The sequence below is a fragment of the Staphylococcus sp. TCBT05 genome (assembly GCF_055179755.1).
In genome coordinates this window covers 412,375-425,665 of sequence record NZ_JBUQDQ010000005.1, presented here as the reverse complement: position 1 = coordinate 425,665, position 13,291 = coordinate 412,375, and the positions used below count along the sequence as shown (strand labels likewise).

Here is a 13,291-nt window from a genome sequence, read left to right as displayed (position 1 = left end):
TGGGATACTCTAAGTGTAATTTGGTATTAAAGAAATGTACAATGCTTATATCAAATGATTTGTTATTCATTTATTGTATTTCTTTGATGTATTTTAAAAATGCATCTGTAACTTTCGAATTAGGCTTCTCTTGATGCCACGCCAAGACAGAACTTAATTCTAATTTAGGTTCAAGAGGAATAAACTTTAAATCGTCATAATGGTGATTTAAATTAAGTGTAATCACCACGCCTTTACTCGCTTTAGCCATAACTGCAGCATTATAACTCAAATTGTAGCGAACCTTCCAATCCATATCTTTAGCATACTTGCCTGACCAATGAGCAAGTTCCTGTTGTACTACCCTGTCAGAAATTGTAATTACTTTAGTCCCAACTAAGTCACCAGGTTGAATACTTTCATAATTGTAGTACGGAGAAGCTTTATGAACCAAAGTGCCCCATACTTCCCTTTGATTCATACGGATTATTTCATATTTACTTAACTCTACAGGCTCAACTAATAAACCAATATCAATCAACCCTTGATCCAACCAAGCTTTTATATTATTGTTATTCCCACTGTTCAGAATAAACCTAACATCCGGGTGTAGCTCTTGAAATCCAGCTATCCACTCGGACAATTCCTCCATACTTTGCAATTCGCCACAGCCTATTTCAATCTCACCTATTAATTTCTCACTTTGTTTTAGCTCACTCTTAGAACGATGAGATAAATCAACCATCTCTTGCGCACGTCTTCTAAACAATAGCCCTTCATCAGTTAATTCAATATGATGATTACTACGTTTAAACAACGAAACTTCCAATTCAGCCTCTAACTGTTTCAATTGCCTAGATAAAGTCGGCTGAGTCACATGCAGAATCTGTGCAGCTTTCGTAATATTCTCTTCCCTTGCCACCATTAAAAAATATTCTAAAACTCTAATATCCATTGATTCACCTACTTTTATGTATTAATTGTGCTATCTTTCGCACTAACAGCCAAAGTTTTATTTTAGTTTAGTATAATATTTCAAATGCCAGTTTCCTAATTTTTAAGGACATTTCGTTATAGTAATTATTATGACAACTGAAATTTTTGGAAAATAAAATTAGAAAAAGTGAATCACAGTTTAGACATGTGGAAAGGTCATCCTTATTAAATAATGAGGATGACCTTTTATACTTTATTTTTTTCCACTATGTTAAAATCAGAAAGAGAAATCTAATATTTGATTCTACAAATTAAACTTTTGGCTATCTGAAATATGCATATATTTCACCATACCTCTAAAAAACCGCATCATTTATGATATGCTTCCCCTTATCAGTGATTTTGCTAAAATTTTTATATCGCTTAAAAAATAGGCAAGTTAGTATTTAAATAACTCGCCTATATGTTTGCAGAAATATCATTTAATTCAAAAATTATGTTATTTAAATTCTAAACTAATATTAAATGATAGTTTTCTGTTTACAATAGATTTATCAGAACCTTGTTTGGTTCCTCTATTTTTATGAGATGCTTTATATTCCTGAGACTCTTGCCAATGCTTGTAAGCTGCTTCGTCTTGCCAAAACGTAATGATAACATAATGTTCATGTGTACTATGTGGCTTTAAAAACAATAGATTTTCAAATCCTTCAGTATGCCTTAGATGTTTATCTCTATTTAAGAACACATGCTCGAAGTCTGCCTCTAAACCAGGATTAGCATATAAATGGTTTAAAACTGCATAACCATATTGTGGCAAATCATTAATTTGTTCTAATATAGTATAGTGATATGTCACATTAAATCTATTAATAGTTACCTCATTATTATTTTTGTCTAAATAAATACGATGTATTTCATTTTTCAACAAATGAATCACTCCTTTTTATTGGATGATATGTCAAAATTGCTTAAATTTATCCATAACATAATCTCTACTATTTTTATGATTAACGATAGTCTGTGGATAATCTTTTCCAATTTCAATATGATAAATTTCTTGTAACTTGTCTTTATATTTAGTTGGATCATGAATGTATTTACTGCTCACATCATTAAATATTTCTAGCTGTGTTTGAATAAAATACCCTTGCGCGTCAAAGCGCTCACTTTGACGTATAGGATTAAACATTCTGAAATAAGGCACTGCATCTGTTCCGGTTGATGCCGACCACTGCCATCCATGTACATTAGATGCATTATCATAATCTATCAAATACTGTCTAAAGTACTCCTCACCCCAAGTCCAATCAATAAATAAATTTTTCGTTAAAAATTGTGATACGACCATTCGTAAGCGATTATGCATATAGCCTGTACGATTCAGCTTCTTCATTGCAGCATCAACGATTGGGTAGCCAGTTTGACCTTTTTTCCATACTTCAAAATGTGTTTTATTATACGACCATTGCATGTTTCGATACTTTTCAGAAAAAGATTTAGTTGCCGTTTCTGGATACTGTGTCATTAACACATAATAAAATTCACGGAATATAACCTCTCTTATAAAAGCTTCATAATTTTTTTCATCGCTCTCATAATCTTCAAGTAAATCATTTATAATTTCACGAATATCGAGTAGTCCATATGCTAAATATTTACCTAATCCACTTACAAAATCCTGCGACACATCGTCAGTCAATTTATCATAATCAGCTATGTCACCATTTAAAAATTCATCCCAAGCTTTACGCGCTAACTTTTCTATATCTTTATCATTTTCAAATTTTAAGTCACTTTGATTTGAACCCTTTTCCGCAATTTGAGACAACTGCTTAAACTGATAACTTTTTTTAGGGGTGTGTGCTAAATCCTGACGATTTGCTTTATAAAAACTAGTAAATACTTTATAAGGCTGTTGCTGTTTATTAAAAGTCTTTGTTGGCTCAAAATAATGATTCACGCGCTGTCCAATTACTGTAACTTGGTGATTTTCAAAAGCCTTTTTTACATGAGGATAGTCATATATTTCTTTGTGATAACTCATAATATCTTTTGCTACTAATACGTGAGATAACGCCAATGTTTCGGCTAGTTCACCTAGCTTTTCATATGTGACAATATGAGGTTGTATATCATGCTTATCTAAAGCATTTACAAATCCTTTTACAACTTTATGGTAATAGTCACGTTTTACTTCTGATGCGTCAGTTAAATCTTCTAAAGGTAAGATAAAATACAATTTATTTATCTCATTTTGATGCTTCACTATATATTGAAAAAGTGGATTATCTTTCGTTCTAAAAACTCTGTTAAGTATGACTCCTAAATGCATTTTATTGCCTCCCAGCTTGTTTCATACAAATTCACTTTATAATTGTCCTTTAACTTAAGATTGTGTTTTCAATCATATACCCGTTTTAACTTTTGTATAATTCACTAAAAAATAAAATAAATTTTAAGACCTTACATATTATAGGCAACTTCAGGGTATATTATTATCAGAGGTGATTAAATTATGAATAACGAACAATTACAAAATGAAATTGAAAATATATTAAATACATCAAAAATAGGTGTCCTATCTACTGCACATAACAATACACCTAATAGTAGATACATGGTATTTTATAATGATGGACACACACTTTATACTAAGACAAGCATTGAGTCTAAAAAAATTGCTGAATTTAAAGATAATACCAAAGCTCATGTACTTATAGGTTACGATGAAACGAATAATCGTAGTTTTCTAGAAATTGATGCTAATGTTGAAATACTGAAAGATCAAGAGACTATTGATTGGATTTGGAACAAACAAGATAAGTCCTTTTTTGACTCTAAGGATGATCCAAACTTGTGTGTAATTAAAGTAATACCAAAATCCATAAAAATTATGAACGATAAAAAATTAGACACACCACAAACCATTACGTTCGATTAGTTAAAAAGGCGCTTAAAATCACATTATTAAAAAGTGATTTTAAGCGTTTTTTATATACCATTATTAATATCTTCTAACATAGCATCAACTGTAATTTTAGCACTCGTCAGTACAATTGGCACTCCTGCTCCTGGATGAACACTAGCTCCAGCAAAATATAAATTTTTGTAATCTCTGCTCACATTAGGCGGTCTGTAATAGTTACTTTGCGCTAAAGTAGGCATTAAACCAAAGGCTGCTCCAAATTTAGCATTATAATCTCCTTCAAAGTCCTTAGGCGTATAAATAATTTCTGTCACAACTTGCTTTTTCAAATCTTCTAACGCTTTAATCGTAGAAAGCTTATTATAAATAATATCTTTCACTTGTGTGATTGTTGACTCATCAGACCAATCCGTATCACCTGTTTTCAATTCTGAAACGGGCATCAGCACATAAATACCTGTTTGACCTTCTGGCGCTAACGACTGATCTTCCACACTAGGAGCGTAGACATATATTGATGGATCTTGGGATATTTCCCCGGAAAATATTTCATTGATATTATTATCAAAATCCTTTGAAAATATAACATTATGTAACAAGATATCTTCAGATAAATCTTTATCAACCCCTATGTACATTAAAAAGGCTGAGCAAGAATAGTCCATATTATCAATTTTCTGCGTCGTATACTTCTTAGGATGATGTTCATTTTTAATTAAGGATGAAGTAGCATATGGAAAATCAGCAGTACAAATTATTTTGTCATACTTTTCTATATGTCCGTTTACTTTTAGTCCTTCCGCACGCTTATACCTACTATCAATGATAATTTCTTCAACGTTTGCGTTGATATAAATTTGAGTACCTAATTCTTCATTTAGCGTTTGAAGCGCTCTGACAAAGCTATACATACCACCTTTTATAAAGTGAACACCAAACATTAACTCTATCATGGGTATAATTGAATACAATGACGGGCTTCGTTTAGGGTCGATACCTATATATAATGTTTGAAACGCTAAAATCTTTTGGATTTTTTCATTATCAACATATTTTTCAATTAAATTATCTGCTTTATCAAATGTTTTGAGTTTCATACCTTGATATATAGTAAAAGGATTATAAAAATCCGTAGGTTTCCTAAACGTACGTTCTAGAAAATATTTTCGTGCTATTTCGTATCTTTCGTATATATCTGTTAAAAAGGACATAAAACCATGTGTAGAGTTAGGTTCAATACCTTCAAGCATATCTCTTAATTGAGCAAGATCTGTAGGAACGCGAATTTGATCTGTTTCACTAAAATAAACATCATATATATGTGATAATTGTTTAATTTCCAAGTAATCATTCATATTTTTTTGAGCGTAATTAAAAACATCTCGATAAATCTCAGGCATCATTACGATGGTTGGTCCCATATCAAATGTAAAGCCATCTTGCTTGATCTGATTCATCCTGCCACCTATTTGTTGGTTCTTTTCATATAAATCAACTTGGTGACCGTTTGCTGCTAATCTTGAAGCTGCAGCTAAACCTGAAACACCGCCGCCTATAACTGCAATCTTCATAATGTTTCACTCCTATTATATTTCGCACTAAGTTCACGATAAATTTTCATTTTTTTCAATTTGCTTACATATACTTTCTTATGCAACGTATAGTTTGCCTTCCTTACTTCCAGAAGTATTTCATGATAAGCTATCGCAGCTAATTCGATAATGTAACGTACCTCTTCGTCAAAATAATTAATACCGTTTAATGCAATATCATATAACCTAACTGCCTCTGTAGCGTAACTTTCCCACAGTTCTATATAATTTGGCGTAACCCCTTCATAATATATAGAATGTAGATTAACTCGATATTGAGCTAATTTTTCTACACTTAGATAAATTCTTCCATTTTGAAAATCTTCGCCGACATCTCTTAAAATATTAGTTATTTGCATTGCCTTGCCTAAAGCAATCGCAGCTTCTTCAGCTTGCTTGAAATTATTTTCATTTGATGAAGTTAATATAGGAGTTAACAATTCACCGACAGTACCTGCCACACCATAGCAATAGTCATATAAATCTGAATCAGTTTTCATTTCTTTTAAAACTAAATCTTCCTTCACATATTGAATTAAAGATTCAAAAGGTTTTTTAGGTATTGAATATGTATTCAATGTATTACTTAAAGCATTCATAATAGCTGCATCACTTTGATACGCTTGAATATAATCACAATCGCTATAAATCACATCTAAATCTCTAGCTATGCCGTCTAATTGCTCAAGGTCTTTGTATTTATCAATACTGTCATCTATAATTCTGCAAACTGCATAAATAGCCCAAATTGCTTTTTTTCTTTTTAGATCCAAAAAATCAAAGGCATATGAGAACGTTTTTGAATGTTCTTTCATTATATTGTGACAATGGTTATAATCTCTCTCTAATTGATTCATTTATTGGCCTCCTCAGTAAGCCCTAGAACTTCTTGACATTTGTATAAAAAACTAAGCTATAAATCTATTCTACGGCCTTTCCAATATATACGTTTGAATACATTGATATCTAACCATGATTTAAAAAATATCACGACAAAGCATATGAAGAGCAGTGGATGACATAAACTCGCAACGATATTAAAATTTCCTGTTCTTCGAATAAATAAATGAAATTGTATCGCATATATAAAATATAGAGTAATAGCTAATAATATATATAACGAGCCTAAATTAATTGAAAAAATTATCGCTAAAACTGTTGTAAGTGAACCAAATAGCCACAAAAATACAAACGTAAGCGTAGACTTTTTAGTTACTTGAGAGCCAAGTGCAAAGTGTTTACTCCAACCCTCTAATAGCGCTTTATATCCTTGAGAATACATTCTAAAATTCACTACACCTTGGCCTTCATGCAAACTAACTGGCAAACCTTGCTTATTATATGCTTTACTTATTGCAAAGCCTTCAATGATTTGATTTTTAGCTTTCAAATGTCCTTGTGTCAATTTATAATCTTGCTTATTTGTCACAAGGACTGGTCCAAACGCGCCTTGCTCATTATTTGCTGATTTCGTGATTGAAAATTGATTCATACCTACGATTGTCATTAAATTAAAAATCGCCGATATATTTTCATATAGCTTTTTTATCTTGTGATAAGGTTGTATTGATAACAAACCTTTACCACCTTGTAAATCATATTGATTGGCTATATTTTGGATACTATCATCACAAGCAAACTGAACATCAGCATCAACAAACATCAATAAATCATGCGTTGCATATTTGCTACCTTGCCAACAAGCATGTGACTTACCTTGCCATGTAGTATCATTTTCAACAGTATATACGCTCGCACCATAATATCTAGCGACAACTTGTGTCTCATCAGTTGAACCATCATCCATAACAATTACTTCTATTTCTTGCTCTTTACTTATGCTGTTAAGTAATTTAGGTAAGTTCTCCGCTTCATTTCTAGCAGGTACAATAACACTGACGGCTGTCTGACCTCTTTCTTTTCCGGAGTTATTTATAATCGCTCGACGCGCATACATACACATTCCACTTATTAGTGATAGTATCGTCAATACTATTGCTATTATATAAAGTATCATTCAGCCTCAACTACTTTCTCCATTAATAATAGCTTCTGCTACTTGCATACCACTCAAAGTGACCATAGGCATACCCGCGCCAGGATTTACAGAACCACCTACAAAGTACAAATTTTTGAAGTACTGACTTTTTTTAGGAAATTTAAAACCTTTATTTTTCTTCTTATTGGATACTACGCCATATATAGCCCCTTTATTAGAATTGTATGTATTTTCTATATCATGTGGTGTCCATACGTCTTCATATACAATGTGCTTTCTCAAATCTTTCAAGCCCATGGACTCTAATTTATCCAATATACGTTCTCGGAATTGTAGATATTCTGCTTCACTAAATGACTTACTCTGAATGTACGGTATGTGTGGCAATATTTTTATATTCTCGTGTCCCTCTGGCGCCTGTGTCTTATCTGTTTTATTTGTATTCACTACATAAATAGTCGGATCTTCAGGCAAAACATACTGGTGAAAAACTTGATCATAATTAACTTTAGAATTACTTGAAAAGAAAAAGTTATGATGTTGAAGCTCTGGATAACTTTTGTCCACGCCAAGATGCATGACATAACCTGAACTAGCTGGCTCAAATTTACGTTCCAATTTGTTTATTTGGTTTGCATCAAAATTCAATAAATACTTATAAACAGGGATTACTTCCATATTAGATATAATGTAATCTGCATATATTTCCTCATTACTTTCCATTGTTATCCCTGTCACCTTATTTTGACTATTATAATTGATACGTTTTACAGGGGTGTTAAAATGTATGCCCACACCTAATTTTCTCGCTAATTGTTCCATCGCTTCCGCTAACTTATGAATGCCACCATCTACGTACCACAAACCTTCCTCATGTTGCATTTGAGGTAATAAACTCAATACAGCCGGAGCATCATAAGATGAAGAGCCTACATATTTTATGAAATAACCTAGCATTTCTCTTAAATATGGGTTATCCACCCTTTTATTAATGGCTTGTTGCATTGTATGAAAATAATCGAATTGCTTTAAAGCTGAAAACGGACCATGATAACGAATAATTGCAAACATCGTATCTAATCCCTTATCAAAGTAGCTTTTTTCAGCAACTTGATGTATCTTTTGTGCGTAACTAAAAAACGAAGAAAGTTGCTCTATATCTTTATTTGTTAACGATTCATTATTTGTTAACATATCTTCCATGGATTCATATAAATCTAAAATTTGGCCATCTGGATAAACGTTTCTAATCTGTAAACTTAACTTACGAATGCTAACATAATCTTCTAGCCTTTCATCACATCGTTGAAATAAGCGTTGAAATACTTTAGGCATGGTTAAAATTGATGGACCGAGATCAAATCCATAGTCATCTATGTCTAACCTATTTACCTTTCCACCGATATGCTCATTTTGTTCATATAAATCCACTTGATAGCCTGCTTGAGCCATACAAATTGCGCTAGCAATCCCTCCCAAGCCACCTCCTATGACAACCACTTTCTTATTTCCCATTTAATCACCTTTTCTTTTTTGTAATTTATTATAAATACGTATTAACTTAGGGCGATTATAGCGCTGAACAATCATACAAGGCACATTAGCTATAATGACATATATAAAATTAATTATTTTAACACTTTTTGACGCTTTAAAAAACGCAATAACAGGAAATATGGATAGCAGATGAACCACCTCTGCACGTCTAGTTTCTAATATAAATCGCTGTATATCATTCATATTTTCAGATAAATCGAAAGTCGCTTTACTACTGATATTAGGGTTAAGATTTTGACCGTCTGGCAAATGATCTTTCCAATATTGCACTTTAACTAATTGTTGCCATAATTGACCCTCTTGTTCAAAATTCCAACTTCGAAAATACTTATTATCTTTTTCTAAGAACTTATAACTAATACGAGTACCAAGTTGAGCAATTATCATTTGAACTATAAACCAATATAGCGCAATATATATAATCTTTTTCATCAATTTAATTCTCAGATTTCTCTGTATAGCTTGGGTTATCTTTATTTAAATACCAATTACCAGCTGTTAAATAAGTAGCAAAAGCGCTCCAAAGCATATATGGAACTAGTAAAATGCCAGCAACTTTTTTTACATTGAAAAATTTTACAGTTGTTGTAACTACTGCGCCCAGTAATACAACACTCTCTATCAACGCACTAAAGCGTAATTTATATTTAAAGTATAGTATCGACCATAGATAATTCAGGCTTAATTGCGTGTAATAAGCACCTTTCAAAGCCTTACTAGTAGATCTATTAGTCACTAATGCATAAGCTACGCCCATCGTTGTATAAAGTATTGGCCACACAATTGGAAAGACATAGCCGGGGGGTGAAAAAGGTGGTTTAACATTATTTTTATAATCTTTTCTCGCATTTTTCACTGCAAATTCCCCTATAAATTTACCGCCTGTAATTGGTGTTATAACTTTTATAATTGTTTTAATTATCTCGTTTGCTTTCATAGTTGATCCCCTCTTTTTTTGTAAAAGTAACTAGCTATTATATCTAATAGCTATAGTTCGGCATTAGACATGTTATTTTTTCTAGCTAAATACTTCTTCAATCCATATAATTTCAAGACAATAGCACCTGAAATAACAATTGGTAAAATAAATTTCTTCATATTTAATTGTTTTCCTTTGTTGGTTCTTTGAGTACTTATTTTAAATTTAAAAAGATTCATTACACTTTTATGAACTTTTGCTTGGGTATACTTATATACCCACCAAGGTAACGTCGGTTCATATTCTTGTAACGCTATGATACATGCGTCACTATTAGGTAATCTTCTAAACTCTAATCTCGCATTACCACCATCTGAATCTAAAGCGAAATCTCCACCAACAATTCGATATAAAATTCTCTCGTTATTAGAAGCTTTAAAATCTTTACTTAATAATAGTAAGTCCTTATTTAAACACGGCACACTAATCGTAAAGTTATCTTCGTTAAAATCACTATTAACGACATTTAATGTAATTCTATTTAAAAAATTTGCATATGACTCTGCCAATTGAATCATATTTACATCTTTAGGTAAGACTACCCTTGATATTGCTCTAACATCTTTAATATCGCCCTTACGTGATGACTTCCCTTTCTTTTGTGTCTTAGTTTCTTCTTCCAAGGCATTACGCACACTTTCCTTATAATCAATCTTGCCTATAGAAATGTCTTTCACAATATTTTCATCATTTCTAATCATATCATGAATTAAGCTATCCATTAACGGATAAACCATTTCTTTTGGGACACCTGAAATAAGTTTCACCCAATATTTACTTAGCCAAATGGGAATAATAGGCAAATCTATCGTAGGTAATCGTTTATCTAGTACCTCTGCAGTTTGCTTGAATAGATCTTTATAAGTCATATGACTAGGTCCACCAATATCTATCGATTCATTCTTATGCGGCTGACGCTCTACAATTTTATATAAACCGTCAATCACGTCGTCTATTGCAACTGGCAATGTTGTATTATAAGCCCATTTTGGCAGTAACAGGCCAGGTAATCTATCTACTAATTTTTTTAATATTGGGTAAGAACTTCCTTTAGAGCCTATAATCAAACCCGCTCTTAAAGTACTTACTGGTACACCATATGATCCTAAAATCTGTTCGCACTCTAAACGGCTTCTTAAATGTGGTGATAATTCACTTGTATTAGGTATCAAACCACTCATAAATACAATATGCTGAACTTTGTTATAACTAGCGGCTTTAGCAAAATTATCAGCTAATAATGCATCCATATCTTCAAAGCTCGCCTGCGTCAACTTAGCCGAAGGCATCATAGAATGGACAAGATATATAGCGATATCAATGTCCTCCATTACTTCTGTTATTTCATTTAAATCAAACAAGTCAGCTGCTTTCCAAGTAACATTGTGTTCATTTGATTTATTTTCTATATTTCTAGAAATAGCTATAATTTCATAGTTATCTTTTAATTTATTCATTAAGTGACTACCGATATATCCCGAAGCGCCTGTTAATAATATTTTTTTCATATATTTAGCCTCCAAATAGAAAAAGATGAGCAGGCAAACTTTACCTCAGCTCATCTTTTACGTAACGAGCTCACTTGCTCATTATCTTAATTGACAAGAGCTCCAAGTCTCTTACTTAATATTGTACCCTTCTTAAAATTTTTTAACCCTCTATTAGCAAGAATTATGAAATAATTCTACGAATCATCACAATTGTCTAAAAAAAGGGGATAATCTTACTTGCTTTAATGATGTCACTAGTATAAAAAAACTCTTTTCCCTTTCCTGTATAAGCTGGAATTAGTATCATATTTGCTTTAGCGCTATATAACCATTCTGGATTTAAACCAGAATTCAATATATCTTGATATTCTTGAAAAGTATTTTCCCAATTTAAGTTTATTTTCATTAATTTACCTCCTGAAAAAGCTCCCATTCGATTGTCATCAATTTCTACACTCACTTACCTATTTCCACTTCATAAAAAATTCAAAACTGAAATGAACAATTTTTCAAAAAAGGTTTTTCAAAACCTAAATAAATGTAATAATGGAAACAATTCATTTTCAAGGAGTAATACGTATGGAAGCGTCAAAAAATTATAATATAATAACATTTGTTTTGTTTATTTCTGGTATCTTAATTATGTTTAATCTATATACCGCAATACCTATAACAGAGCATTTAGCTAATGATTTTGGTATATCTCAGTCAGTTGCAGCAATGAATGGTGTGGTTTTTTCAGTCACTTATTCCATTAGCTGTTTATTTTATGGTACTATTTCAGAAAAATTTGGAAGAATACGTGTCATTTTACTTTCACTGATTGGTCTAATTATAGTTTGCTTTTTGATTGGATTTGTAACTTCTTTTAATACGTTATTGATTTTACGAGGGCTCCAAGGAATATTTGCAGCTGCATTTTCTCCCATAGCTATTACTTACACTACCGAAACTTATCCACTTAAAAAGAGGTTAACAGCAGTAAGTTTTATTAGTACAAGTTTTATGCTATCTGGTATTTTAGGTCAAAATTTTTCAGAAATATTAATCAGCCAATTCGATTGGCACATTATTTTCTTTATACTTTCTTCACTATACATCTGCTTAGCTATTATCATCTTTAGAAATGTCCCAGAAAGCCCTGTAAAAAATTCAGACGTTCAAATCCTTAAATACTTTAGCAATTTTAAAGACTTTGCTAAAAATCGAAAAGTATTAATCTGCTACTTTATTTCTCTAACATTACTTACAACATTCATTTCTATGTATGCAGTAATAAATAAATTCATACTATCGGATTCTATACACGGAGATAATCACACAGCATTTCTAGTAAAATTATTCGGTGTTTTTGGTATGCTAAGTTCATTAATGTCGGGACGTATTAGTAGTAGGTATGGTGTCAAATTTGTTTTAAATATTGCTTTAGGCGTTTGTGGTGTGACATTAATATTAATGCCTTTTGCACATAATATTCTGCTAATAACATTTTTAAGTATATGTTTTGTTGCTGGAATTGCGTTTGCAGTCCCTTTAGTTATCGCAAAAGTAAATATGGTAGTGTATGGAAATAGAGGTTTCTTCTTGTCTGTTAACACATTTATTCTATTTTTAGGTACAGCAGTTGCTCCGATCCTATCAATTTACCTTACTTCTCTAAATAATTTTACAAGTATGTTTGTAATCATATCATCTATTGCATTCTTAACATTCCTTGCTTCATTATTCTTGCCAAGCGATGAACAAACAACTTATTGATGCACTGTTCATTGTTCTATAGTTTGAACTAATAAATCAATTCAAATTTAGTATTAGACGTTTACATTAATT

At 31.7% G+C, this 13,291-nt stretch carries 13 protein-coding genes; 2 read left to right on the top strand and 11 right to left on the bottom strand.

Going from position 1 to position 13,291, the window contains the following annotated elements; all coding sequences use genetic code 11:
• Positions 1 to 70: 70 nt before the first annotated feature.
• The 3 genes from ACY191_RS01940 to ACY191_RS01930 form a co-directional block, all read right to left on the bottom strand.
• Positions 71 to 934, bottom strand: a complete 864-nt coding sequence (locus tag ACY191_RS01940; protein ID WP_267868232.1) for a LysR family transcriptional regulator — start codon at positions 932 to 934, stop codon at positions 71 to 73.
• A gap of 480 nt (positions 935 to 1,414) precedes the next feature.
• On the bottom strand, positions 1,415 to 1,855 hold the full coding sequence (locus ACY191_RS01935; RefSeq protein ID WP_463269888.1) for an antibiotic biosynthesis monooxygenase family protein: 441 nt from the start codon (positions 1,853 to 1,855) through the stop codon (positions 1,415 to 1,417).
• 21 nt (positions 1,856 to 1,876) lie between these two features.
• The gene (locus tag ACY191_RS01930) at positions 1,877 to 3,250 is read right to left on the bottom strand and encodes a cryptochrome/photolyase family protein (protein WP_463269887.1); all 1,374 of its coding nucleotides are present in this window, start codon (positions 3,248 to 3,250) and stop codon (positions 1,877 to 1,879) included.
• A gap of 183 nt (positions 3,251 to 3,433) precedes the next feature.
• Here ACY191_RS01930 and ACY191_RS01925 point away from each other — a divergent pair, with 183 nt between their 5' ends.
• Positions 3,434 to 3,859, top strand: a complete 426-nt coding sequence (locus tag ACY191_RS01925; protein WP_071561846.1) for a pyridoxamine 5'-phosphate oxidase family protein — start codon at positions 3,434 to 3,436, stop codon at positions 3,857 to 3,859.
• Between the two features lie 50 nt (positions 3,860 to 3,909).
• Here ACY191_RS01925 and ACY191_RS01920 read toward each other — a convergent pair whose 3' ends face one another.
• The 8 genes from ACY191_RS01920 to ACY191_RS01885 all read right to left on the bottom strand — a co-directional run bounded on the left by ACY191_RS01920 (position 3,910) and on the right by ACY191_RS01885 (position 11,867).
• On the bottom strand, positions 3,910 to 5,415 hold the full coding sequence (locus ACY191_RS01920) for a phytoene desaturase family protein (RefSeq protein WP_463269886.1): 1,506 nt from the start codon (positions 5,413 to 5,415) through the stop codon (positions 3,910 to 3,912).
• Complete coding sequence (locus tag ACY191_RS01915) at positions 5,412 to 6,293, bottom strand: phytoene/squalene synthase family protein (protein ID WP_463269885.1); 882 nt, start codon at positions 6,291 to 6,293, stop codon at positions 5,412 to 5,414. The genes ACY191_RS01920 and ACY191_RS01915 overlap by 4 nt, the downstream gene beginning before the upstream one ends.
• A gap of 56 nt (positions 6,294 to 6,349) precedes the next feature.
• Entirely contained in the window at positions 6,350 to 7,453 is a 1,104-nt protein-coding gene (locus tag ACY191_RS01910; RefSeq protein ID WP_463269884.1) for a glycosyltransferase family 2 protein, read from the bottom strand.
• Between the two features lie 6 nt (positions 7,454 to 7,459).
• Positions 7,460 to 8,950, bottom strand: a complete 1,491-nt coding sequence (locus tag ACY191_RS01905; protein WP_463269883.1) for a phytoene desaturase family protein — start codon at positions 8,948 to 8,950, stop codon at positions 7,460 to 7,462.
• Entirely contained in the window at positions 8,951 to 9,424 is a 474-nt protein-coding gene (locus tag ACY191_RS01900) for a glycosyl-4,4'-diaponeurosporenoate acyltransferase CrtO family protein (protein ID WP_463269882.1), read from the bottom strand. It abuts the gene before it with no gap.
• Between the two features lie 4 nt (positions 9,425 to 9,428).
• A complete protein-coding gene (locus ACY191_RS01895) occupies positions 9,429 to 9,929 on the bottom strand; it encodes a TspO/MBR family protein (RefSeq protein ID WP_463269881.1) in 501 nt (166 codons plus the stop codon).
• A gap of 50 nt (positions 9,930 to 9,979) precedes the next feature.
• Positions 9,980 to 11,479: an NAD-dependent epimerase/dehydratase family protein gene (locus ACY191_RS01890; protein ID WP_047171648.1), complete on the bottom strand. Its 1,500-nt coding sequence runs from the start codon at positions 11,477 to 11,479 to the stop codon at positions 9,980 to 9,982.
• 196 nt (positions 11,480 to 11,675) lie between these two features.
• Positions 11,676 to 11,867: a hypothetical protein gene (locus ACY191_RS01885; RefSeq protein WP_002510641.1), complete on the bottom strand. Its 192-nt coding sequence runs from the start codon at positions 11,865 to 11,867 to the stop codon at positions 11,676 to 11,678.
• A gap of 173 nt (positions 11,868 to 12,040) precedes the next feature.
• On the opposite strand from ACY191_RS01885, the gene ACY191_RS01880 reads away from it, so the two are divergent.
• On the top strand, positions 12,041 to 13,219 hold the full coding sequence (locus tag ACY191_RS01880; RefSeq protein WP_463269880.1) for an MFS transporter: 1,179 nt from the start codon (positions 12,041 to 12,043) through the stop codon (positions 13,217 to 13,219).
• Positions 13,220 to 13,291: the final 72 nt, after the last annotated feature.

Bases quoted from the DNA above. Each gene is read 5' to 3' on its own strand.
- ACY191_RS01940 (WP_267868232.1), bottom strand. From the start codon at position 934: ATGGATATTAGAGTTTTAGAATATTTTTTAATGGTGGCAAGGGAAGAG.
- ACY191_RS01930 (WP_463269887.1), bottom strand. From the start codon at position 3,250: ATGCATTTAGGAGTCATACTTAACAGAGTTTTTAGAACGAAAGATAAT.
- ACY191_RS01925 (WP_071561846.1), top strand. From the start codon at position 3,434: ATGAATAACGAACAATTACAAAATGAAATTGAAAATATATTAAATACA.
- ACY191_RS01920 (WP_463269886.1), bottom strand. From the start codon at position 5,415: ATGAAGATTGCAGTTATAGGCGGCGGTGTTTCAGGTTTAGCTGCAGCT.
- ACY191_RS01915 (WP_463269885.1), bottom strand. From the start codon at position 6,293: ATGAATCAATTAGAGAGAGATTATAACCATTGTCACAATATAATGAAA.
- ACY191_RS01910 (WP_463269884.1), bottom strand. From the start codon at position 7,453: ATGATACTTTATATAATAGCAATAGTATTGACGATACTATCACTAATA.
- ACY191_RS01905 (WP_463269883.1), bottom strand. From the start codon at position 8,950: ATGGGAAATAAGAAAGTGGTTGTCATAGGAGGTGGCTTGGGAGGGATT.
- ACY191_RS01900 (WP_463269882.1), bottom strand. From the start codon at position 9,424: ATGAAAAAGATTATATATATTGCGCTATATTGGTTTATAGTTCAAATG.
- ACY191_RS01895 (WP_463269881.1), bottom strand. From the start codon at position 9,929: ATGAAAGCAAACGAGATAATTAAAACAATTATAAAAGTTATAACACCA.
- ACY191_RS01890 (WP_047171648.1), bottom strand. From the start codon at position 11,479: ATGAAAAAAATATTATTAACAGGCGCTTCGGGATATATCGGTAGTCAC.
- ACY191_RS01885 (WP_002510641.1), bottom strand. From the start codon at position 11,867: ATGAAAATAAACTTAAATTGGGAAAATACTTTTCAAGAATATCAAGAT.
- ACY191_RS01880 (WP_463269880.1), top strand. From the start codon at position 12,041: ATGGAAGCGTCAAAAAATTATAATATAATAACATTTGTTTTGTTTATT.